This is a genomic window from Modestobacter excelsi (assembly GCF_005930495.1).
GTDB classification, from domain to species: Bacteria; Actinomycetota; Actinomycetes; order Mycobacteriales; family Geodermatophilaceae; genus Modestobacter; species Modestobacter excelsi.
Genome location: NZ_SJEX01000007.1, coordinates 68,211 through 91,371 on the forward strand (window position 1 = coordinate 68,211; position 23,161 = coordinate 91,371).

Consider the following 23,161-nt stretch of genomic DNA (forward strand, 5'->3'; position numbering starts at 1 on the left):
CCGGTCAGCGCCCTGGTCAGCGGAAGACGACGGTGCTGTGGCCGTTGAGCAGCACCCGCTGCTCGGTGTGCCAGCGCACCGCGCGGGACAGGGCCAGCGCCTCGGCGTCCCGACCGACGGTGGCCAGTGCGCGCGGGTCGAACGTGTGGTCGATGCGGATGACCTCCTGCTCGATGATCGGCCCCTCGTCCAGGTCGGGGGTGACGTAGTGGGCGGTCGCCCCGACGAGCTTGACGCCGCGGTCGAAGGCCTGGTGGTAGGGCTTGGCGCCCTTGAAGCCCGGCAGGAACGAGTGGTGGATGTTGATCGCCCGCCCGTGCAGGGCTGAGCACGTCCCGTCCGAGAGCACCTGCATGTACCGGGCCAGCACCACCAGGTCGACGCGGTGCTCGTCGACCAGCTCGAGCAACCGGGCCTCGGCCGCGCTCTTGCCGGCAGGGGTCACGGGCACGTGCACGAACGGCAGTCCGGCGGCCTCCGCCATCGGCCGCAGGTCCCCGTGGTTGGACACCACGACGGCCAGCTCCCCGCCGAGGTTGCCCGCCCGCCACCGGAAGATGAGGTCGTTGAGGCAGTGCCCGAGCGTGGAGACCATCACGAGCACCCGCTCGGGCCGGTCGCCGGCGACCCGGTAGGACATGCCGAACCGGTCGGCGACCACCCGGAAGGCCGCGGACAGGCGGTCGACGTCGGTGTCCTCGGCGCACACGAAGGCGGTGCGCGCGAACAGCTGCCCGCGGAGCGGGTCGTCGAACTGCTGGTGCTCGACGATGTCGCAGCCGTGCTCGAACAGGAACGAGCTGACCGCGTGCACGATGCCCGGGCGCTCGGCGCAGCTGAGCGTGAGGGTGAAGGGTCGGGACACGGGTGCCTCCTCAGCACTCGACGATGTTGAGGGCCAGCCCGCCACGGGCGGTCTCCTTGTACTTGTCCTTCATGTCGGCGCCGGTCTCCCGCATCGTCTTGATCGCCTTGTCCAGGGAGACGTGGTGCCGCCCGTCACCACGGACGGCCAGCCGGGCAGCGGTGATGGCCTTGACCGCGCCGACGGCGTTGCGCTCGATGCACGGGATCTGCACCAGCCCCCCGACCGGGTCGCAGGTCAGGCCCAGGTTGTGCTCGATGCCGATCTCGGCGGCGTTCTCCACCTGCTCCGGCGTCCCGCCGAGCAGCTCGGCCAGGCCGGCGGCGGCCATCGAGCAGGCCGAGCCCACCTCTCCCTGGCAACCGACCTCGGCTCCGGAGATGGAGGCGTTCTCCTTGAACAGCAGACCGATCGCGGCGGCGGTCAGCAGGAACCGGACGACGTCGTCCTCGGAGCAGCTGCCGACGACGTCACGGTGGTGGTGCAGCACCGCGGGCACGATCCCGGCGGCGCCGTTGGTCGGCGCGGTCACCACCCGACCGCCCGCAGCGTTCTCCTCGTTCACCGCGAGCGCGTACAGGGTCACCCACTCCATCGCCAGGAGCGGGTCGGGCACCTCCGGACCAGCTTCCAGCTGGGCCCGGAGGGCCGCCGCCCGCCGGCGCACCTTCAGTCCCCCGGGCAGCACGCCCGCCGTACGGGTACCGCGCTCCACGCACTCCTGCATCACCGACCAGATGTGCAGCAGGCCGTCGCGGACCTCGGCCTCGCTGCGCCAGGAGAGCTCGTTGGCGAGCATCACGTCGCTGATCCGCAGCCCGGACTCGCGGGTGCGGGCCAGCAGCTCCTCGCCGGTGCGGAACGGGTGGCGCACCGGCGTGCGGTCCTCGACGATCGCCGGAGCCCCGGTCTCGTCCTCGTCGAGGACGAAGCCGCCGCCGACCGAGTAGTACTCGCGCCGACACAGCTCGCCTCCGTCGGCGTCGAGCGCCCGGAAGAGCATGCCGTTGCTGTGGAAGTCCAGCCGCTTCCGGCGGTGCAGGACGACGTCGTCGGCCACGGCGAACGCGACGGGGTGCTCGCCGGCCAGCCGGAGCCTCCCCTCGCGGAGGATCGACTCGACCCGGGACCCTGCGGTCAGGGGGTCGACGAGGTCGGGCTGCTCGCCTCCCAGCCCGAGGACGACGGCCGGCACGCTGCCGTGGCCGTGGCCGGTGGCGCCCAGGGACCCGAACAGCTCGCACCGGACGCCGGCGACCTGGCCGAGGAGGCCCGCGTCGCGCAGCCGGGTGACGAAGAGGAACGCCGCTCGCATGGGTCCGACCGTGTGCGAGCTGGACGGACCGATGCCGATCGTGAACAGGTCGAAGGCACTGACGGTCATGCCGCTCCTCCGTCCGTTCCAGCGCAGCTCGGACGAGCTGGTATATCAGTGTGTGGGTTGACGGTATGTCTTTCACTCGGATGAGGCAAGACCCCCGGACGATCAGCCACTACGATGGCCGGGTGACCGCTGCCCCGCTGGACCCGGACGCCGCTGCCGCCTCGTCGCTGGCCGAGCGGGCGTACGTCGCGATCCGGGACCAGCTGATCATGCTGGACATCCGCCCTGGCGAGCCGATCGACGACGACGGGCTGGCCAGGGCGCTGGGGGTCGGCCGGACCCCGGTGCGGGAGGCGCTCAAGCGCCTCGAGGTCGATCGCCTCGTCGTGTCGTTCCCCCGCCGGGGGACGTTCGCGACGGGGATGGACATCTCCGACCTCGCGCACATCTCCGAGATCCGTGTCCAGCTCGAGCCGCTCGCGGCCCGGCGCGCCGCCGAGCGGGCCACCCGCGGCGAACGAGCCGAGCTCGCCGAGCTCGCGGTCCGGATCCAGGAGATGGACGTCGCCCAGGTGGACCGCGCCGAGCTCATGCGGTGCGACCTGTCGGTGCACCGCGCGATCTACCGGGTGGCCGGGAACCCGCACCTGGAGGACGTGCTGATCCGCTACGACAACCTGGCGACGCGCATCTTCTGCCTGTTCCTGGACCGGCTGCCGACGGTGGACGAGCACGTCGCGGAACACGTGCAGCTGCTGCAGGCGATCGCCACAGGGGACGCCGACCGTGCCGACGCCCTCGCCCGGGAGCACGTGCTCGGCTTCGAGACCGCCGTCCGCGCGGTGATCTGAGGCCCCCCTGCAGGGCCCGCCGCGAGCCTGCGAGTGGTGGGGTGCAGGGGGGCCTTCTGCCGTGCTCAGCCGCGGATGCGGGTCATCTCCGGGTCGACGAGCGGCTCGGCGGCGACGGTGGCCGGGATGCGACGTCCGAAGTACTCGATCTCGACGGTCGTGCCGACACCGGCCGAGGCCGGCAGCCAGGCGTAGGCGATCGGGCGGCCGACCGTGTGCCCGAACGCCGCGCTGGTCACGTACCCGGCGGGACGGCCGTCCAGGAACACCGGCTCGGAACCCAGGACGACGCTGTGCCCGTCGTCGACGGTCAGGCAGGAGAGCCGTCGGGTGACCGTGCCGTCCCCGAGCCCGGCGACGGCCTCGCTGCCGACGTAGCCCTGGTCCTGCTTGCGGACGGCGAAGCCCAGCCCGGCCTCGTAGGGGTCGTGCTCGGTGGTCATGTCGTGCCCCCAGGCCCGGTAGCCCTTCTCCAGCCGCAGGCTGTTGAACGCGGCCCGACCGGCGGCGACCACCCCGAGGTCCTGCCCGGCCGCCCACAGCACGTCCCAGAGCCGCTGCCCGTTGTCGGCGCTGGTGTAGATCTCCCAGCCGAGCTCGCCGACGTAGGACAGCCGCATCGCGGTCACCGGGACGCCGCCGATGCGGGCCCGCTTGGCGCGGAAGTACTTGAGCCCCTCGTTCGAGAAGTCGTCGGAGGTCAGCCGCTGGACGAGGTCGCGGGCCCGCGGTCCCCAGAGGCCGATGCAGCACGTGCCGCCGGTGGTGTCGCGGACCTGGACGCTGCCGTCGGTCGGCGCCTCACGGCGGAGGAGGTCGTGGTCGAGGTTGCCGTTGGCGCCGACCTGGAAGAGCTGCTCCCCCAGCCGGGCCACGGTGAGGTCGCTGCGGATGCCACCGGCCTCGTCGAGGGCCAGCGTGTAGGTGACCGAGCCGACCGACTTGTCCAGCCGGCCGGTGGTGAGCCGCTGCAGCAGGCCGAGCGCGCCGGGGCCGCTGACCTCGAGCCGCTTGAGCGGCGTCATGTCGTACATGGCCACCGCCGTGCGGGTGCGCCACGCCTCGGCCGCCGCGATCGGCGAGGAGAACCGGGCCGCCCACGGGTCCCGCGCCGGGGGCGTCCACTCCGCCGGGAGCTGCTCGACCAGCCCGGCGTTCGCCTCGTACCAGTGTGGGCGCTCCCACCCGCCGGCCTCGAGGAAGACGGCGCCCAGCGCCTCCTGCCGGGCGGAGAAGGGGCTGACCCGGAGGCCGCGCGGGGACGTCCGCGGCTGCAGCGGGTGGAGCACGTCGTAGATCTCCACGAAGTTCTGCTGGGAGGTCTCGCTGACGTACTCCGGCGCGAGCTGGACCTCCTCGAAGCGGTGCACGTCGCAGCCGTGCAGGTCGATCTCCGACCGGCCCTCGACGAGGAGCTGGGCCACCGCCCGGCCCACGCCGGCCGAGTGCGTCACCCACACCGCCTCGGCGATCCAGAAGCCGCGGACGTCCGGGGACTCCCCGATCAACGGGCCGCCGTCCGGGGTGAAGGAGAAGACGCCGTTGAACCCGGTGTCGACCTTGGTGGACCGCAACGACGGCAGCAGCAGCTGGCTCTGCTCCCACACCGGCGCGAAGTCCTCCTCGGTGAACGGCAGCATGGAGGGCATCGACGACTCGCGGACGTCGTCGTCGGCAGCCAGGTCGCGCAGGTCGACCGGCATCGGCCGGTGCGCGTAGGAGCCGATGCCCAGGGTGTCCCCCCGCTCCCGGTAGTAGAGGTCCTGGTCCTGGTGGCGCAGGATCGGCAGGCTCGCCTCGGTGAGCTCGTCGTTGCGACCGACGAGGTCGGGCACCTGCCCGGTCCACGCGAACTGGTGGGCCAGCGGCAGGAGCGGCACCTCCATCCCGACCATCGCGCCGACCGCCCGGCCCCAGAAGCCGGCGCAGGTCACGACGATGTCGGCGGGGATGACGCCCTCGGGGGTGCGGACGCCGGTCACCCGACCGCCCGCCTGCTCGACGCCGACCACGCGCGTCGAGCCCAGGAAACGGGCACCGCGCGCCTCGGCGCGCCGGGCCAGCGCCACGACGGCGCGGGAGGCCTTGGCCAGCCCGTCCGTGGGCACGTGCAGGCCGCCGAGGACCCGGTCCGCGTCGATGAGCGGGTGCAGCCGCACGCACTCCTCGGGCCCGACCACCTCGGCCTGCACGCCCCAGGAGGTGGCCCATCCCCGCTTCCGGTACAGGTCGGTGAGCCGCTCCGGGGTGGTGGCGACCTCCAGACCGCCCACCTGGTTGAAGCACCAGGCGCCGTCCACGTCGATGCTCTTCAGCTTCTCCACGGTGTAGCGCGCGAACTCCGTCATCGTCTTCGAGGCATTGGTCTGGAAGACCAGGCCCGGGGCGTGGGACGACGAGCCGCCGGTCAGCGGGAGTGGCCCCTGGTCGACCACGGTGACGTCGTGCCAGCCGCGGACGGTGAGCTCGTCGGCGAGGTTCGCACCGACGATCCCCGCTCCGATGACGACCACGCGGGGGGTGGTGGACATGGCTGTGTTCCTCACTGCTCGGTGGTGGTGAACTCCAGGGCCGCGTCCAGCAGCCAGTCGGCGAGGTAGCCGGCGAAGGAGGACCGGACGAGGACGACGTGGTCGCTGCCGTCGTCGGACAGGGCCAGCAGCACCACGCCGGCGAGCCCGAGCGTGGTCTGGGCGCAGGCACCCCAGCCGAAGACCCGGGGGTGCAGGTCCAGGGCACATCCCCGGGCGAGGACATCGCGCACCCGCTCCCCCGTCAGGCGCAGGCCGATCCGCTGGGCCGACACGTCGACCGCGGCACCCCCGTGCGGCACCAGGACGGCGCGCAGCCGGTCCTCCAGCGCCTCGGGCGTCTCCGCCGTGCTGGTCAGCAGCCACTCGTCGGGACCGAGCCAGATGGCCCGGCCGTCCCCGGTCGGCACCCAGGTGTTGGGCACCGTCGGCAGGTCCACCCCCAGCCGGGCCTGCACGTCGGGAGCAACGGCGCCGAGCCGGACGTCGGCCATCGCGACGAACGGCTCCACCGTGATGCCGACGGCGGCGGGCAGGACGGCGAAGGTGTCCGTCCACGCCTCCAGCGGGTGCGTGCGCAGCAGCTCAGCCATCGCGGCGGGCTCCTTCCGGGTCCACCAGGACCGACGCGGTGACCTCCACGGGCACGAGGGACCCGGCCAGCGGGACGTGCAGGGTCTCGCCGATCCGCGACCGGCCGGCGCGGACCAGGGCCAGCGCGAAGGGACGGCCGAGCTCGGCGCTGCGGTAGCTCGAGGTGACGTGGCCCAGCATCGGCACCGGTGGCGGCGGGAGGACGCCGTCCGGGTGGAGCTCCACGATCTGGGACCCCTCCGGCAGCACGGTGCGCCCGTCGGTGGGCAGCAGACCGACCAGCTGCTTGCGCCGCGGGTCGGTGTTGGCGGGCCGGGCGAAGGAGCGCTTGCCGATGAAGTCGGGCTTCTTCTTCGACACCGCCCAGGCCATGCCCAGGTCGTGCGGGGTGACGGTGCCGTCGGTGTCCTGGCCGATGATCGGGTAGCCCTTCTCGGCCCGGAGCACGTGCATGGTCTCCGTGCCGTAGGGCGTGATGCCGAACCGGCGCCCGGCGTCGATCAGCCTCGTCCAGACGGCGGTGGCGTACCAGGCGTTGACGTAGACCTCGTAGGCGAGCTCTCCGGAGAAGCTGATCCGGGCCAGCCGGACGGGCACCCCGTCGAGGGTCGTGTCCCGCCAGGCCATGAAGGGGAACGCCTCGTTGGCGACGTCCACGCCGGGGAACACGGCACCGATGACGTCCCGCGAGCGGGGACCGACCACCGGGAAGGTGACCCACTGCTCGGTGACCGAGGTGCAGTGCACCCGCAGCTCCGGCCACTCCGTCTGGACCCACTCCTCCATCCAGTCCAGGACCTTCGCCGCCCCGCCGGTGGTGGTCAGGGCGAGGAAGCGGTCCTCGGCCAGGCGCAGCACGGTGCCGTCGTCGATCACCATGCCGTCGACGCCGCACATGACGCCGTAGCGCACCGAGCCGACCTCCAGGCTGCTCATCAGGTTCGTGTACACCCGGTCGAGCAGGACGGCGGCGTCGGGTCCCTGGACGTCGATCTTGCCGAGCGTGGAGCCGTCGAGGATGCCGACCGAGGAGCGGACCGCCGCGCACTCGCGCAGGACCGCGGCGTCCATGTCCTCCCCGGGCTGCGGGTAGTACCGCGGTCGCACCCACTGGCCGACGTCCTCGAAGACGGCCCCCTGCGCGACGTGCCACCCGTGGACCGCGGTGACCCGCTCCGGGTCGAAGAGCCGGCCCCGGTCCCGCCCGGCGAGCGCGGCGAAGGACACCGGTGTGTAGGGCGGCCGGAACGTGGTGGTGCCGGTCGCTCGGACCGGCACGCCGAGCAGCTCGGCGGTGATCCCCGAGGTGAGCACGCCGGAGGTCTTCCCCTGGTCGTGCGCGGTGCCGATGGTCGTGTAGCGCTTGACGTGCTCGATCGAACGGAGGCCGGCCCCGACGGCGCGGGCGATGTCGGCGACCGTCGCGTCGCGCTGCAGGTCGACGAACGAGGTGGTGCCCTCCGCACCGGAGGTGTCCGGGACCCGCCACAGGACCATCGGCGCGGCCGGCGTCCCGGACTCCGGTGCCGACGGCAGCCGGTCGTCGGCGGCCGGCTCGAGCGGCAGCGACGCCAGCGCGGCGCGGGCCACCCGTTGCCCGTCGGCCAGGCACCCGGCCAGGTCGGTCACCCCGGCGGCTGCGCCGGCGGCGGCCAGGCCGTCGACGTCGTCGCCGGGGAGGAAGGCGCCGAGCTCGTCGTCGTAGCGGAGGCGTCCCCGGGCCTGGCTGTACAGGTGGACCGCCGGGTTCCAGCCGCCGCTCACCAGCAGCAGGTCGCACGCCACCGCGGAGCTGGGGCCGACCTGGCCCCCCGCCAGCGGGGCGACGAGCGCGTGCGTCACCCGCTCGACGCCGCGGGTGCCGGTGACCACGGACCCGGGGAGCACCGGGATGCCGGCGTCGTCGCACTCCGCACGCCGGTGCGGTGCGCCGTCCGGCCGGGCGTCGACCACCGCCTGCACCCGGACGCCGGCCCGGGACAGGTCGAGGGCGGCGTCGTAGGCGCTGTCGTTGGTGGTGAAGACGACGGCCTCCCGGCCGGGCAGCACCCCGTAGCGGTGCAGGAACGTCCGGGCCGCGCCGGCCAGCATGATCCCCGGGCGGTCGTTGTCGGCGAACACGACGGGGCGCTCGTGGGCGCCGGTGGCGACCACCACCGACCGGGCACGCAGCCGCCACACCCGCTGGCGGGACAGGTGCTCGGGTGCTGCGCCGCCGAGGTGGTCGGTGCGCCGCTCGAGCGCGAGGACGAAACCGTCGTCGTAGCTGCCGAAGGCCGTGGTGCGCTGGAGGTGCAGGACCTCCGGAGAACCGGCCAGTTCCTGCACGGCGGCCTCGACCCAGGCGGTCGCGGGGACCCCGTCGAGCTGGTCGGTGCCCGACAGCAGGGACCCGCCGGCCTCGGACTGCTCGTCCACCAGGGCGACCCTGGCCCCGGCCCGGGCCGCGGTGAGGGCAGCGGCCAGGCCGGCCGGTCCGGCTCCGATCACCAGCACGTCGACGTGGTGGTGGACGGCGTCGTACCGCGCGGAGTCGGGCACGTCGGCCAGCCGCCCCTGACCGGGCAGGCCGTGCGCAGCCAGCCCGTCGAACAGCTCGACGGTGGTCGCCAGCAGCATCGGCTCGGGGAACGGCTCCTCGATCTGCACCAGGCCGCACGGGTCCTCGGCCCAGGCGCCCGCCACGCCGCGGGGGCGCCCGAGCTTCACGCTGGTGGCGATGGAGTGCCGCCCCGCGGCCAGCAGCGCCGAGGCCAGGGTGTCGCCGGGGTGGCCGGTCAGGACCTCCCCGTCGAAGGTGAACCCGAGGGTGGTGCTGCGGTCGATGCGCCCGCCCTCGGCGGTGCGGTAGGTGCTGGTCACGGGGTCACCGGCCGGGGCTCGTCGAGGCGGTACACGGCCTCGAAGCGGTACGTGGCCGTGTCGCGGACCGCGTTGAACCAGCGGCGGCACCCCGCGCTGTGGTTCCAGCGTTCGGCGAAGCGGCCCTTCGGGTTGGCGCGGAAGAAGACGTAGTGGGCCCACTCCTCGTCGCTGAGGTCGGCCGGGGCCGCGGGGTGGGGCACGTGGGCCTGACCGCCGTAGGAGAACTCGACCTCCTCGCGGGGGCCGCACCACGGGCATGCGATGAGCTGCACGAGGACTCCTGGGTTCAGTGGGCCACGGCGGCGGCGCCGTGCTCGTCGACGAGAGCGCCGGTGATGAAGCGCTCCAGGGTGAACGGCGCCACGAGCGGGTGCGGCTCGCCGTGGGCGATGGTGTGCGCGAGGGTCGAACCGATGCCGGGGGTCGCCTTGAAGCCGCCGGTGCCCCAGCCGCAGTTGAGCCAGACGTTCTCGTAGGGGGTGCGTCCCACGATCGGCGAGGCGTCCGGGCTGGTGTCCACGATGCCGCCCCAGGTCCGCAGCAGGTGCGCGCGGGCGAAGACCGGGAACAGCTCCACCGCGGCGGCCATCTGGCGCTCGATGATGGAGAAGGCGCCCCGCTGGCCGTAGCCGTTGTAGGAGTCGACCCCGGCTCCCATGACCAGCTCGCCCTTGTGCGCCTGGGACACGTAGACGTGGACGGCGTTGGACATGACCACCGTGGGGTGCACCGGCTCCAGCAGCTCGGAGACCAGCGCCTGCAGCGGGTGGCTCTGCACCGGGACGGGGATGCCGAGCAGATCGGTGAGCACCGAGGTGTGCCCGGCGGCGCAGAGCGCGACGCTGCCGGTGGCGATGTCGCCACGGGTGGTGCGCACGCCGGTCACCCGGTCGCCGTCGGTGGTGAACCCGGTGACCTCGCAGTCCTGGATCAGGTCGATCCCGGCCTCGTCGGCACGACGGGCGAAGCCCCAGGCGACGTAGTCGTGCTTCGCGATGCCCGCGCGTGGCTGGTAGGTGGCCCCCAGGACCGGGTAGCGGATGTCCCCGGAGGTGTTGACGATCGGGCAGATCTTGCGGACCTCGTCCGGGTCGAGCCACTCCGCGTCGACGCCGTTGAGCTTGTTCGCCTCGACCCGGCGGACGCTGTCCCGGACGTCCTGCAGGGTGTGCGCCAGGTTCAGGACGCCGCGCTGGCTGAACAGGATCGGGTAGCCCAGGTCCTCCTCCAGCCCCTCCCACAGCTTGAGCGAGTGCTCGTAGATCCCCGAGCTCTCGTCCCACAGGTAGTTCGACCGGATGATGGTGGTGTTGCGGGCCATGTTGCCGCCGCCCAGCCACCCCTTCTCCAGCACCGCGACGTTCGTGATGCCGTGGTCCTTCGCCAGGTAGTGGGCCGTGGCCAGGCCGTGGCCGCCACCACCCACGATCACGACGTCGTAGGAGCGCTTCGGCTCGCGGTCGTGCCACAGGAGGTCCGGGTGCTCCGGCAGGTCCGCGCCGGGGGTGCGGGGGCTCATCGGGCGCTCTCCGTCGGGTTGGGTGCGGCAAACTGGTATATCAGTCGTGTAGGAGACTAGGCGGGCCCGTCGAGGCGGTCAAGGGGCGGTCGGCCGGCGGCACCCGACGCCCCTGAGGCGGCCCGACGAGCGCAGGCCTCCCGGCGGTGGGGGGTCCACCGCCAGGAGGCCGTCGCGTCGGTCCCGTCGGATCAGCCGGCGGCGGAGGACACCGGGGAGGAGTCAGTCACGCGGGTCCTGCGGCCGTCCCGTGACGTGCGCCTCCCGCTCGCCGCGGACCTCGACCGGAACCCCGTCCCGCGGCCGGAGGGGCTCCTGCCCACCCACCGAGGTGACCGACGGGTCGGGGTCCCGACGCGGATCCGTGGCCGACGGCGTCGTCCGGACCGGTTCTGCCCGCACCACCTCCCCACCCGGTCCGCGCTCCACGACCAGGACGAAGTCGTCGCCGTGCCGGCTGATGCCGTCGACGACGGCCTGCTCGACCGCCACGGTCGCGTAGTTCCCGCGCAGGACCAGGGGATCGCTGCGGAGGTCCTTGACCAGGCTCACCGCCATCCCGGCCATCACCACCGCGAACGGCAGAGCGGCGATGATCGTGAGGTTCTGGAGCCCGGTGAGGGCCTCTCCCTCGTCGCCGATCAGCAACATGATCGCCGCGACGGCTCCCATGGTCACGCCCCAGAAGATGACGACCGACCGACTGGGCTCCAGGGTGCCGCGCTGGGAGAGCGAGCCCATGACGATGGACGCTGCGTCCGCGCCGGAGACGAAGAAGATCCCCACGAGGACCATGACGAGCACGGTCGTGGCCGTGGCCAGCGGGTACTGCTCCAGGACGGCGAAGAGCTGCCCCTCCGACGAGCCCTCCCCGGCGACGTCGACACCACCGCGCTGCAGGTCGATGCCCGCGCCACCGAAGACGGCGAACCACAGCAGGCTCACCACGCTCGGCACCAGCAGGACACCGGTGACGAACTGGCGGATGGTCCGTCCACGGCTGATCCGCGCGATGAACAGCCCGACGAACGGCGTCCAGCTGATCCACCAGGCCCAGTAGAAGACGGTCCAGCCACGGAGCCAGGTCGCCATCGCGTCACCGCCGGTCGCCTCGGTCCGGGCGGCCATGGCCCCCAGGTCGGAGAAGTAGCTGCCGACCGCATCGGGGATCAGGTTGAGGATGAACACCGTCGGCCCGACGAGGAAGACGAACACGGCCAGCACCAGGGCCAGGACCATGTTCGTGTTCGACAGCCACTGGATCCCCTTGGCGACGCCGGAGACGGCCGAGACCACGAACGCCGCCGTCAGGACGGCGATGATGCCGACCAGCACGCCGTTGCCCACGCTGCCGGCCCAGCCGAGGATCTCCATGCCGCTGCCGATCTGCAGGGCGCCCAGACCGAGCGAGGCCGCCGAGCCGAACAGCGTGGCGAAGATCGCCAGGACGTCGATGACCCGGCCGGCGGGCCCGGCGACCCGGCGCTCGCCGAAGAGCGGGATGAAGGCCGAGCTGATCAGCTGGCGCCGTCCCCTGCGGAAGGTGCCGTAGGCGATGGCCAGCCCGACCACGGCGTACAGCGCCCACGGGTGCAGCGTCCAGTGGAACAGCGTCGTGGCCATCGCCGTCTCGATGGCCGCCGAGGTCTCGGCCTCGTCGGTGAGCGGCGGTGGGGAGACGTAGTGGGCCAGCGGTTCCGCGACGCCGTAGAACATCAGACCGATGCCCATGCCGGCGCTGAACATCATCGCGATCCAGGAGACGGTGCGGAACTCCGGCCGCTCACCGTCCCGGCCCAGGGGGATCCGGCCGTACCTGCTGGCCGCGAGCCAGATGACGAACACCACGAACGCCGTGGCCAGCAGCACGAAGAACCAGCCGAGGTTGCCGGTGATCCACGCCAGGGCGGTCCCGCTGGCGGACCCCAGGCCGGTGGGGCTGAAGAAGCCCCAGGCCACGAAGCCCACGGCCATCACCGCCGCGACGGCGAAGAGCACCCGGTCCACGTCCCAGTGCCGGTCCGCCATGCAGGGCGGGGGTTCGGCGATCGCGGGGTGCGCTCCGTGCCCGGAGCCGTCCGGAGCCCGAACGGGCTCCCCTGGCGGCGCGCCCGACGGGCGGGGGTCGGGAGCGTGCTGTTGGCTCGGATCTCTCATGACGTTCCCCAACCTGTTGCGGATGTCGCAGTGGGTTTCGCAAGAGGGAACCACTCAAGAGGGCGGGCGACAAGGCCTCGCCGGGAGTTTCCGTACACGTGACATGGCCGAAACGTGGCCACCGGTCGGCACCGCAGCGCTGGGACACGAGGGGACTCCGCGCTACGGTCCGGCGGTGATGGCTGGTCGTCGGCCCGGAGGGAGGACCACCTGGTGACCGACGACACCCGGCCTGCCGTCCGGGCGGAGCTGGACTACCTGGACCCGCGGACCACCCTCGGCCGGCAGTTCATCGCCCGCGGCGCGCGGGTCGCCACCGAGCTCGTCGAGAAGCGCCCGGTGAGCATCCGCGACGGCCGGCCGGTCCAGGACTCCTTCGCCCTCGACGTCCAGGGGTTCGTGCTCGTCGACCACCGCAGCGCGGTCACCGACTTCACCGACCCGGCCCAGCTGGAGGGCGTCTACGTCCCGGAGGTCTGCCGGTTCGTGCAAGAGCAGCTCGGCGCCGACCAGGTCCTCTCCCGCGGGTGGGAGCTGCGCCGCTCGGTCGCCCCGGCCGAGCACGGCGCCCAGCCGCCGGCCGGCGGGGTGCACGTCGACTACGCCCCCGACCACGTCCCCGGCATGGTGGCGCGGGCCTACACCCGGCACTTCCCCGACGGCCCCGGGTTCCGGCGGGCGGTCGTCACGAGCACCTGGCGGGTGTTCAGCCCGCCGCCGCAGGACTGGCCCCTGGCGTTGTGCGACTCCCGCACGACCGCCGCGGACGACGGCGCGCCGATCACCACGTACTTCGTCGACGAGCTGCCGGCGGACCCGTTCGGACCGGTCGAGCACCTCCGGCCGGTCGGCAGCAGCTGGAAGGTCCGCTACAGCCCCGCACACGTCTGGTGGTACTTCCCCGGGATGACCCGGGACGAGGTGCTGCTGATCAAGCTGGGCGACACCGGCCGCGGTGGAGCGTGGGCAGCGCCGCACGCCGCGTTCCCGGATCCCGCCGCGCAGGGCGCCGTGCCCCGGCACAGCATCGAGCTCCGCACCTTCGCCTACTTCTCCTGAGGTGGGGACCGTCGGTCAGCGGGTGCCGAGGTCGCCCCGGCTGCGGTCCTCCTTGTACGGCGCGGGGGCCACCACGGCGCGGATCTCCTTCTGGCGCCCGCCCGGCTTGCCCCAGTGCACGACGAGCTCGGTCCCCAGCTCGCTCGCGGCGACGTCGATGGTGCTCAGCGAGATCATCTGCCGGAACCAGTAGCTGTACCCGCGCGAGGTCGCCACGCCCACCGTCGCCCCGTCCCGCGACACCCGGTCCGCCCACATGAACCCCCGCTGGTCGCGGGGCATGTCCATGTACTCGTAGTTCTCGCCCGGCCGGAACAGCGAGGCGTACACGTCCTGCACGTCCTCGGCGTCCCAGACCAGCGTCCGGAGCACCCGGCGCGGTGACGCCTTCTCGACCTCCAGGGCCTCGCGGCCGAGGAAGTCGTGGTCGAACCTGACGTTGCGACCCCAGCCGAGCTCGACGGGGCTGCGGTAGTACTCGCTGACCCGCTGGCCGTCGTAGCTGCCGGCGATGTAGGCCGGCTGCGCGAAGTCGGGCATGGAGGACCGGAACTCGGCGAGGTAGTCGGCCAGCTCGGCGTCGAAGATGGCCGGGATGTAGTCCGTGGCGATGGTCGGGTAGCTGGCCTCCAGGTGGTTGATCGGGGTGACCCGGGCGCCGATGCGGCGGATGCCGAACGGCCTGCCCGCCTCCATCAGCAGCTGACGGATCTCCTCGCCCTCCTCACGGGGACCCTGGAGCTCGAACCCGACCTCCCCGGACATGCCCTGGCGCAGCGCCCAGACGGGGTGCCCGCCGATCTCGATCTGCGAGATGCGCATGAACGCCGTGGTCAGCAGGACACGCGTGTCGGTGACCGCGTCGAGGACGGCGAGCGCGTTCGGTCCGGCGACCTGGAAGACGAACCAGTCCTCCTGCCGGCACTGCGCCTCGTAGTCGCCGCGGGCCAGCTGGTGGTCCAGCCAGAACCCACCCCGGCCGTGGACCACGTAGTCCTCGTCGCCGAACTTGGTGACGACGCCCTCGTGGACGACCTTGCCGTCGCGGTTGGTGTGGATGGCGTGCTTGGACTGGCCGGTCTCCCACTGCTCGACGCTGTTGACGGAGAAGTCGGCGATCAGCCGGACGGCGTCGGGGCCGGTGAACCGGTGCTGCCAGAGGAACGACCAGTCCCCGAAGGAGCAGGTCTGCTTCCAGGACAGGCTCTCGTCCAGCCAGTCGGTGTACTCGGGGTGGCCGAACCGGCTCCACGCGTAGACCTGCGGTGGCCGCCGCATCTCCTCGACCGTGAGCTCCATCGTCCGCCCGCCTCCCGTGCGCCTGCCGCGTGGTGTCGTGCGCCTCCGGCCGGTCGCCGGCCTGGCTGACCGTCTCACGCGAGCGGCGTTCGAGCGCGAGCACCGTGTCCCCCGGCCCCGGGGGCTGCGGCAGCCCGGTCCGGACCGGGCCGTCGGCCGGTCTGGCGCGACGCGGTGGTCCGCAGGCCGCGGTCGACGAGGTCGATGAGCCACTCGAAGCTGTCGTCCACGTCGGCGGACCACTGGAAGCCGTGAGCCGACTGCAGGGTGGCGAAGCCGTGGAAGGAGCTCCGCAGTGCGCGCAGCGCGTGGTCCAGGTCGTGCGGGGCGAGGTCGTACCCCCGCAACACCGCCGTGAAGGCGACCAGCAACCGCGATCCCGAGACGGCGATCGGGTCGTCCGGGCCGGTCGGCTCGACGCCGATCGTGGCCGCGTACCGGCCCGGGTGGGTGAGGACGAAGTCGCGGAACGCGCGGGCCGCGGCAGCGAGCGCGTCCCGCCCTGCGCGGCCCTGCGTGGCTGCGCCCACGGCGTCGGCGGCCTCGGCGAGGGCGAGTGCGGCGATCCGCCGGTTCAGGTCCTCCTGGTTGACGACGTGCTTGTACAGCGACGGCGTCCGGACACCGACCCGCTCGGCCAGCTGGCCCATGCTGAGGGCGGCGAAGCCGACCTCGTCGGCGAGCGCTGCGCCCGCCGCGACGACCGCGGCCGGGTCGAGGCCGGCCCTAGGCACGCGCGGCGTCCAGGAACGACAGCATCATGGTGACCACCTGCTCGGGGAACTGGACGTGCGGGTAGTGCCCCGCACCGGCGATCATCTCCAGTCGTCCCAGGCCGGGGGGCAGCGCGGCGACGATCGCCTCGCCCTCGGCCTGCGGCGAGGCCCAGTCGGGATCCAGGGTGCCCTGCACGACCAGCACCGGGCAGCGGACGTTGCCCAGCTGGGCGCCGGCGTCCCCGGCGCCGGACCGGCCCATCTGCTGCTGGGCCTTCATCCGCCCGGGCTCGCGCAGCATCGCGTCGATCCGCTCCAGGCGCGCATCCCAGTCGGCCGGCTTGGGCCCGGGGTAGGCGAGGTCCAGGTACCGGTTCCACTGACCGGTGCTGCCGAACAGGCCGGTGCCGAGCAGGTGCAGCATGCCGCGGCGGAACCGGGCGACCCGCAGGTCGCCGAGCCCGACGTGCTGCGCGCGGGTGAACGGTGTCAGCTCGACCACCGCGGTGACGAGCGCCGGGGACTTCGCCGCGGCGATGGTGGCAGCGCCACCGGAGATGGAATGGCCGACCAGCACCGCCGGGCCACCCAGGTGCTCCACCAGGGCGAGGAGGTCGCCCGCGATGTCGGTGCGCGTGCAGGACGCCCAGCCCACGCTGGACTCGCCGCAGCCACGCAGGTCGACGGCGGCCACCCGGTACCCGGCGTCCACCAGTGCAGGCGCGACGAAGCGGTACGCCTCGCGGCTGTCACCCATGCCGTGCGCGAGCACGACCAGCGGCCCGGCACCGCCGGTCACCTCGTACGCGAGAGTCCCACCATCGACGGTCAAGTGCTCGGTCATGACGTCCTCCGCGGTTGGCTGATTGAGTTAGCTCAAAGCTACTGTTGTTAGCCATGGCCGTCAAGCAGCCGGAATGCCGTCCATGGACGCCCGCAGTAGCCTTCGGCGGATCGGTCGTCATGCCCCACCATGCCGATGTCGGAGAACCCGGCTCGACCTCCACGAGGTGACGCAATGGGAGCAGCACCCCCCACCGAGCTCAAGAAGGGCCTCAAGCAGCGGCACCTCACCATGATCGCCATGGGTGGCGTGATCGGTGCGGGGCTGTTCGTCGGCTCGGGCACGGTGATCGCCGGCGCCGGCCCCTCGGCCTTCCTGACCTACGCCATCACCGGGGTGCTGATCATCCTGGTGATGCGGATGCTCGGCGAGATGGCGACCGCGAACCCCTCCACCGGCTCCTTCGCCGACTACTCGCGCACCGCGCTGGGGGGCTGGGCGGGCTTCTCCGTCGCCTGGCTCTACTGGTACTTCTGGGTGATCGTGATCGGCTTCGAGGCCGTCGCCGGGGCGAAGGTCCTGCAGTACTGGATCGACGCCCCGCTGTGGTTGATGTCGCTGCTGCTGATGAGCCTGATGACGGTGACCAACCTGTTCTCGGTGTCCTCGTTCGGCGAGTTCGAGTTCTGGTTCGCCGGCATCAAGGTCGCTGCCATCGTCGTGTTCATCGCGCTGGGCACGCTGTTCGTGCTCGGCGCCTGGCCCGACCGATCACTCGACTTCAGCAACCTGACCAGCCACGGCGGCTTCTTCCCGCTCGGCATCGGCGCCATCTTCTCCGCCATCGTGGTGGTGATCTTCTCGATGGTCGGCGCTGAGGTGGCCACCATCGCGGCCGCGGAGTCCCCCGACCCGGGCCGGGCCATCGCCCGGGCCACCAACTCGGTGATCATGCGGATCGCCGTCTTCTTCGTCGGGTCGATCTTCCTGCTGGCCGTGATCCTGCCGTGGAACTCCGCCGAGCTCGCCGCGTCGCCCTACGTCGCCGCCTTCAAGCTGATGGGCATCCCCGGCGCCGACCACATCATGAACGCGGTGGTGCTTACCGCCGTCCTGTCCTGCCTCAACTCCGGCCTCTACACGGCGTCGCGGATGCTGTTCGTGCTGGCCGCCCGGCGCGAGGCCCCGCTCGCGCTGATGTCGGTCAACCGGCGCGGCGTGCCGATGGCGGCGATCCTCACCTCCACCGTGGTCGGCTTCCTCTGCGTGATCGCGGCCGCGGTGTCGCCGGACACGGTGTTCTCCTTCCTGCTGAACTCCTCCGGCGCCGTGATCCTCTTCGTCTACCTGCTGATCGCGATCTCGCAGATCATCCTGCGCACCCGCACGGCGCCGGAGAAGCTCACCGTGCGGATGTGGGCGTTCCCGGTGCTGTCCGTCCTCGTCGTCGCGGCGATCCTCGCCGTGCTGGTGCAGATGGCTCTCGACGAGGACGCCCGTACCCAGCTGGGGCTGAGCCTGGGGTCCTGGGCGGTCGTGGTGGTCCTGTACTTCGCCACCAAGCGGCTGCACCGGGCGCCGAACGTGGTGGCTCCGGTCCCCGCCGGGGCGGAGGCGCCCGCCGAGCGGGTCCTGGTCCTGGCCAACGAGACGGTCAACGGCGAGGAGCTGCTCGACGAGCTGCGGTCGATCGACCGCGCGCGCAAGGCCGAGTACTTCGTCTGCGTGCCCGCCAACCCGATCGACACCGGTCAGGCCATGCACCGGGGTGCGGTCTACATCTGGGAGGCCACCACGGAGGCCGCGCAGGCGCGGCTGGACCGGACGCTGGAGATCCTGCGGTCGGAGGGCCTGCAGGCCGACGGCGCCCTGGGCACCTACAAGCCGTTGCGGGCGCTGGCCGATGCGGTCGCCAAGTTCCACCCCGACCGGCTGGTCATCTGCACCCTGCCCGAGGAACGCTCGGCCTGGCTGCGCTACGACGTGGTGGACCGCGCCCGGGAGGCCTACGACATCCCGATCACCCACGTGGTCGTCGAGTCCGTGCACGTCGGTGTCTGACGGTCGAACCCGCCCCGGCGGACCGACCCGATGACCACGGTGATCGGCCTCGCGCCCAACGAGCGGGGCGCTGCGGCCGTGCACCTGGGGTCGATGCTCGCCCGCTCGTCCTCCGACGACGTGGTCCTGGCCACCGTGGTCCCCACCCCGTGGCCGCCGAACCCCCTCCGGATGGACGCCGCGTTCCTCGCCCACCAGGAGAAGGCGGCCCAGGAGGCGCTGGCGCTGGCGCTGACCCAGATCGGTCCCGACCTCTCCGTCGAGCTGGTCAGCCACCCAGCCCGCTCGGTGTCCTCCGGGCTGCTCGACGTGGCCCGGGACCGGCGCGCCACCGTGGTGGCGCTGGGCTCGTCCTCGACCGGCCTGCTGGGAGTCGTCTCGCTGGGTGGGGTCGCCGAGCGGATCCTGCACAGCGCCGACATCCCGGTGACCCTGGCGCCCCGGGGCTTCGACACCGGCACGACCAACGCCCGGATCTCCCGAATCACGGTCGCCTTCGGGCGGGCGGACAAGGACAGCGACCTGCTGCTGACCGCCGCCAGGGTGGCCGCGGACATCGGGGCGAGCCTGCGGGTGGCGTGCTTCGCCGTCCGGCCGTTGACCGCTGCCGCGGGGAGCATCGAGCCCTCCGCGGAGGGCCTGGTGGTCGGCGAGTGGGCCACGGGACTGGAGGCCGACGTCCGGCAGGCACTGCACGCCGCGCCCGGCGGAGCGGCGACCCGGGTGGACGTCGTGGTGGGTCGCGGTGGGACGTGGGCCGAGGCCCTCACCGACATCCCCTGGGGCAGCGGTGAGGTGCTCGCCGTCGGGACCAGCAGCTCAGCGGTCAGCCGGTTCTTCCTGGGGTCGCACGCCTCCAAGATCGTGCGGAACTCCCCCGTGCCGGTGTTCCTGTGGCCCCGCGCGATGCCCCGGCCCACGACCGGGGGATGAGCGCCGGCTCACCGTGCCGCGAGCAGGACGGCGGGGTCGGTGTGCGGCAGCTGGTGCGCCTCGGCGACCGGCTGGCTGACGAGGTCTCCCCCGACCGTGCTCAGCCCCAGCCGCAGCGCGGGATCGGTCTTGGCCGCCCCGACGACGCCGTCCCGCGCGACCCGGACGAGGTAGGGCAGCGTCGCCGAGGTCAGCGCGAGGGTCGAGGTGCGGGCGACCGCCCCCGGGATGTTGGCCACGCAGTAGTGGACGACCCCCTCCTCGACGTAGGTGGGGTCGGAGTGGGTGGTCGGCCGGCTGGTCTCGAAGCAGCCGCCCTGGTCGATGGCGATGTCGACGACCACGCTGCCCGGCCGCATCGTGGCGATCATGTCCCTGCTGACCAGCTTGGGTGCCTTGGCGCCGGGCACCAGGACCGCACCGATCACGACGTCGGCCTCGGCGACGTAGGCCGCGGTCCGCGCCCGGTTGGGGGTGACCAGGTCCAGCCGCCCGCCGAAGATGTCGGACAGGTAGGCGAGCCGGCTCGGGTTGGTGTCCAGGACCCGGACGATGGCCCGCATGCCCAGCGCGATCTTCGCCGCCTCGGTCCCGGCCACGCCGCCGCCGATGATGAGGACCTTCGCCGCGGGTGTCCCCGGGACGCCGCCGAGCAGGATGCCCGCTCCCCCGGCGGGGTTCTCCAGGTGGTGCGCGGCGGCCTGCACGGCCATCCGGCCGGCGACCTCGCTCATGGGGGTCAGCAGCGGGAGCCTGCCGTCGGCGGTCTGCACGGTCTCGTAGGCGATGGAGTCGATCCGCCGCTCCAGCAGGAACTCGGTCACGCCGCGGTCGGCGGCCAGGTGCAGGTAGGTGAACAGCTGCTGGCCCGCACGGAAGCGGTCGTACTCCGCGGGCACGGGCTCCTTGACCTTGACGACCAGGTCGGCGGCGGCGAACACCTCCTCGGCCGTCGGCACCACCTTCGCGCCGGCGGCGGCGTACTCGTCGTCGGGGAAGCGGGAACCGGCACCGGCACCGGCCTGCACGAGGACCTGGTGCCCGTCGTGCACCAGCTCCACGACGCCGTCGGGGGTGAGTGCCACCCGCCTCTCGTTGTCCTTGATCTCGCTCGGTACACCGACGACGAGCGCGCTCATGGCGGATCTCCTTCCGTGGTTGGCCCTCCTCGATGGGAGAGGCGCCTCGTGGTCGTCAGAGCAGGTCCTGGGCCTGGACCAGCGTCTGCCGCAGGACCTGCTCGATCTCGTCGAACTCCGGCTGACCGCAGATGAGCGGCGGAGCGACCTGGACGACGACGTCACCACGGTCGTCGGGGCGGCAGTACAGGCCGTTGTCGAACAGCGCGCCGGGGAGGAAGCCGCGGACGAGGCGCTCCCGCTCCGCGGCGTCGAACGTCTCCCGGGTCGCCTTGTCCTTGACCAGCTCGACGGCCCAGAAGTAACCGTCACCGCGGACGTCACCGACGATCGGCAGGTCCAGCAGCTTGCTCAGCGTCGCGCCCAGGGCGGCCTCGTTGTCGAGCACCCGCTGGTTGAGCCCCTCGTCCTCCATGAGGTCGAGGTTGGCGAGCGCGACCGCCGCCGACACCGGGTGGCCGCCGAAGGTGTAGCCGTGCGGGAACGCGACGCCGGGGCGCAGGAACGGCTCCACGACCCGCTCCGAGGCGATCATCGCGCCGATCGGGCCGTACCCGGAGCTCATCCCCTTGGCGCAGGTGATCAGGTCGGGGGTGTAGCCGAACTTGTCGCAGGCGAAGGTCGCACCGTGCCGGCCGAAGGCGCAGATGACCTCGTCGGAGACGAGCAGCACGTCGTGCCGGTCGCAGATCTCGCGGACCCGGTCGAAGTAGCCCGGTGGCGGCACGAGGCAGCCGCCGGAGTTCTGCACCGGCTCGAGGAACACCGCGGCGACGGTGTCGGCGCCCTCGAAGAGGATCGCCTCCTCGATCCGGTCGGCAGCCCACAGCCCGAAGGCCTTCGGGTCCTCGGCGAACTCCGGGTGGCGGTAGAGGTTGGTGTTGGGCACCCGGAAACCGCCCGGGGTGAGTGGTTCGAAGTCCTTCTTCATGGCGGGCAGCCCGGTGATGGCCAGGGCGCCGTGCGGGGTCCCGTGGTACGCGACCGCCCGGCTGATCACCTTGTGCTTGCCCGGCTTGCCGATCAGCTTGAAGTACTGCTTGGCGGCCTTCCACGCCGACTCCACGGCCTCTCCCCCGCCGGTGGTGAAGAAGACCCGGTTCAGGTCGCCGGGCGCGAGGTCGGCGACCCGCTCGGCCAGCTCGGCCTGCACCGGCGTGGTGTACCCCCACACCGGGAAGTACGCGAGCTCGGCGGCCTGCTTCGCGGCCGCCTCGGCCAGCGCGCGGCGGCCGTGCCCGACCTGGACGACGAACAGCCCGGACAGGCCGTCGAGGACCTTCCGGCCCTGGTTGTCCCAGATGTAGGCGCCCTCCCCGCGGGTGATGACCGGGACGGGGATCTCCGGGTGGCGGCCCTGACGGGCGAAGTGCATCCACAGGTGGTCCGCTGCCCGGGCCGCGGTCGCGTCCGGGATCCCGGCCGGGGGCTGCTCGATCGAGGTGGTCATGCGGTGCTCCTCGTGGCGTCGGATCGGACGAGCTGTGCCAGCAGTCTGCGGACCCGTGAGCTCGTTGTCACCCGGCGGCCTGGGGCGCCCGGCCCTCGCCGGTGCTCGTGCTGGAGGCGGGCCGCCCGCTCCGGGCGACCCGCCTCCGACCTGTGTTGCCGGGCCGACAGGACGTGCACCTGCGACCCCCGTGAGCGGCAGATCCCCGCGGCGGTGGTCAGTGCATGTGGGATCCGCCGTTGACGTCGTAGGTCGCCCCGGTGATGTAGCCGGACTCCTCCCGGCACAGGTAGGTGATCAGGTCGGCGACGTCGGCGACGCTGCCGTTCCGGCCGACGGGGACCCCGGCGATGAGCTCCGCCTTGCGCCCGCCCTCCAGGGCACCGCCGGTGATGTCGGTGTCGATCAAGCCAGGGGCGACGGCGTTCACGGTCACCCCGTGCGGCCCGAGTTCGCGGGCCAGCGCCCGGGTGAAGCCGAGCTGGCCGGCCTTGGCCGCCGAGTAGGCCACGCCGCCGAAGACACCGCCGCCCCGCTCGGCCGACACCGAGGAGAGGAAGACGATCCGGCCGAAGCCGCGCTCGGCCATCCCCGCGGCTGTACGCCGGGTGACGTTGAAGGCGCCCCGCAGGTTCACCGCGACGATGCGGTCCCACTCCTCGCCGCTGACCTCGAGGAACGGGGTCGGCGAGGTGATGCCGGCGTTGTTGACCAGGGCGCCGACCGGTGGCACGGCGCCGTCCAGGACGGTCAGGGCGTCCTCGACGGACGGTTCGTCGGTGACGTCGCACCCGACTCCGACGGTCGCGACGCCGTGCCGCTCGGCCACCTCGTGGGCGGCGTCCTTGGCGCTGGCCTCGTCCAGGTCGAGGACGGCGATGTTCCAGCCCGCGGCAGCGAGCGCGTGGGCGGTGGCGCGGCCGATGCCGCGGGTGGAGCCGGCGCCGGTGACGACGGCGGTGAGGTCGGACACGGACATGGTGGTCCTCCAGGAGTGGGTTCGGATGGGCAGGT

18 protein-coding genes are annotated in these 23,161 nt (G+C 72.6%); 4 read left to right on the forward strand and 14 right to left on the reverse strand.

Going from position 1 to position 23,161, the window contains the following annotated elements:
• Positions 1-16: 16 nt before the first annotated feature.
• Positions 17-865, reverse strand: a complete 849-nt coding sequence (purU, locus tag FHL80_RS04500) for a formyltetrahydrofolate deformylase (RefSeq protein WP_138732256.1) — start codon at positions 863-865, stop codon at positions 17-19.
• Positions 866-875: 10 nt separating this feature from the next.
• Complete coding sequence (locus tag FHL80_RS04505; protein ID WP_138732257.1) at positions 876-2,249, reverse strand: L-serine ammonia-lyase; 1,374 nt, start codon at positions 2,247-2,249, stop codon at positions 876-878.
• Between the two features lie 122 nt (positions 2,250-2,371).
• Between FHL80_RS04505 and FHL80_RS04510 the strand changes: the two genes are divergently transcribed.
• Entirely contained in the window at positions 2,372-3,040 is a 669-nt protein-coding gene (locus tag FHL80_RS04510) for a GntR family transcriptional regulator (protein ID WP_246078453.1), read from the forward strand.
• A 65-nt stretch (positions 3,041-3,105) separates the two neighbouring features.
• Here FHL80_RS04510 and FHL80_RS04515 read toward each other — a convergent pair whose 3' ends face one another.
• The 6 genes from FHL80_RS04515 to FHL80_RS04540 all read right to left on the reverse strand — a co-directional run bounded on the left by FHL80_RS04515 (position 3,106) and on the right by FHL80_RS04540 (position 12,577).
• Positions 3,106-5,571, reverse strand: coding sequence for a GcvT family protein (locus tag FHL80_RS04515; protein ID WP_138732259.1), 2,466 nt, complete (start codon positions 5,569-5,571; stop codon positions 3,106-3,108).
• A gap of 11 nt (positions 5,572-5,582) precedes the next feature.
• On the reverse strand, positions 5,583-6,164 hold the full coding sequence (locus FHL80_RS04520; protein WP_138732260.1) for a sarcosine oxidase subunit gamma: 582 nt from the start codon (positions 6,162-6,164) through the stop codon (positions 5,583-5,585).
• Positions 6,157-9,027: a 2Fe-2S iron-sulfur cluster-binding protein gene (locus tag FHL80_RS04525; RefSeq protein ID WP_138732261.1), complete on the reverse strand. Its 2,871-nt coding sequence runs from the start codon at positions 9,025-9,027 to the stop codon at positions 6,157-6,159. The genes FHL80_RS04520 and FHL80_RS04525 overlap by 8 nt, the downstream gene beginning before the upstream one ends.
• Positions 9,024-9,302, reverse strand: a complete 279-nt coding sequence (locus tag FHL80_RS04530) for a sarcosine oxidase subunit delta (protein ID WP_138732262.1) — start codon at positions 9,300-9,302, stop codon at positions 9,024-9,026. The genes FHL80_RS04525 and FHL80_RS04530 overlap by 4 nt, the downstream gene beginning before the upstream one ends.
• A 14-nt stretch (positions 9,303-9,316) precedes the next feature.
• Positions 9,317-10,549, reverse strand: coding sequence for a sarcosine oxidase subunit beta family protein (locus FHL80_RS04535; RefSeq protein WP_138732263.1), 1,233 nt, complete (start codon positions 10,547-10,549; stop codon positions 9,317-9,319).
• Positions 10,550-10,771: 222 nt separating this feature from the next.
• Entirely contained in the window at positions 10,772-12,577 is a 1,806-nt protein-coding gene (locus FHL80_RS04540; protein ID WP_246078454.1) for a BCCT family transporter, read from the reverse strand.
• 342 nt (positions 12,578-12,919) lie between these two features.
• On the opposite strand from FHL80_RS04540, the gene FHL80_RS04545 reads away from it, so the two are divergent.
• A complete protein-coding gene (locus tag FHL80_RS04545) occupies positions 12,920-13,765 on the forward strand; it encodes a CmcJ/NvfI family oxidoreductase (RefSeq protein ID WP_138732265.1) in 846 nt (281 codons plus the stop codon).
• Positions 13,766-13,780: 15 nt separating this feature from the next.
• Here the strand turns inward: FHL80_RS04545 and FHL80_RS04550 are convergent, their stop codons facing one another.
• The 3 genes from FHL80_RS04550 to FHL80_RS04560 all read right to left on the reverse strand — a co-directional run bounded on the left by FHL80_RS04550 (position 13,781) and on the right by FHL80_RS04560 (position 16,624).
• Positions 13,781-15,064 carry a hypothetical protein gene (locus FHL80_RS04550; RefSeq protein ID WP_216870418.1) on the reverse strand — a complete coding sequence of 428 codons (1,284 nt, stop codon included), beginning with the start codon at positions 15,062-15,064 and terminating at the stop codon, positions 13,781-13,783.
• 74 nt (positions 15,065-15,138) lie between these two features.
• Positions 15,139-15,798: a TetR/AcrR family transcriptional regulator gene (locus FHL80_RS04555; RefSeq protein WP_138732266.1), complete on the reverse strand. Its 660-nt coding sequence runs from the start codon at positions 15,796-15,798 to the stop codon at positions 15,139-15,141.
• On the reverse strand, positions 15,791-16,624 hold the full coding sequence (locus tag FHL80_RS04560) for an alpha/beta fold hydrolase (protein ID WP_138732267.1): 834 nt from the start codon (positions 16,622-16,624) through the stop codon (positions 15,791-15,793). Before FHL80_RS04560 ends, FHL80_RS04555 begins: the two co-directional genes overlap by 8 nt.
• A 174-nt stretch (positions 16,625-16,798) precedes the next feature.
• Between FHL80_RS04560 and FHL80_RS04565 the strand changes: the two genes are divergently transcribed.
• Together FHL80_RS04565 and FHL80_RS04570 are read left to right on the forward strand one after the other, a co-directional pair.
• Positions 16,799-18,625 carry an amino acid permease gene (locus FHL80_RS04565; protein ID WP_138732268.1) on the forward strand — a complete coding sequence of 609 codons (1,827 nt, stop codon included), beginning with the start codon at positions 16,799-16,801 and terminating at the stop codon, positions 18,623-18,625.
• A 30-nt stretch (positions 18,626-18,655) separates the two neighbouring features.
• Complete coding sequence (locus tag FHL80_RS04570; protein ID WP_138732269.1) at positions 18,656-19,558, forward strand: universal stress protein; 903 nt, start codon at positions 18,656-18,658, stop codon at positions 19,556-19,558.
• A gap of 8 nt (positions 19,559-19,566) precedes the next feature.
• On the opposite strand, the gene ald is transcribed toward FHL80_RS04570, so the two are convergent.
• The 3 genes from ald to FHL80_RS04585 form a co-directional block, all read right to left on the reverse strand.
• Complete coding sequence (gene ald / locus FHL80_RS04575) at positions 19,567-20,697, reverse strand: alanine dehydrogenase (RefSeq protein ID WP_138732270.1); 1,131 nt, start codon at positions 20,695-20,697, stop codon at positions 19,567-19,569.
• A gap of 55 nt (positions 20,698-20,752) precedes the next feature.
• Positions 20,753-22,147, reverse strand: coding sequence for an aspartate aminotransferase family protein (locus FHL80_RS04580; RefSeq protein ID WP_138732271.1), 1,395 nt, complete (start codon positions 22,145-22,147; stop codon positions 20,753-20,755).
• A gap of 217 nt (positions 22,148-22,364) precedes the next feature.
• Complete coding sequence (locus FHL80_RS04585; protein WP_138732272.1) at positions 22,365-23,126, reverse strand: SDR family NAD(P)-dependent oxidoreductase; 762 nt, start codon at positions 23,124-23,126, stop codon at positions 22,365-22,367.
• Positions 23,127-23,161 lie beyond the last annotated feature (35 nt).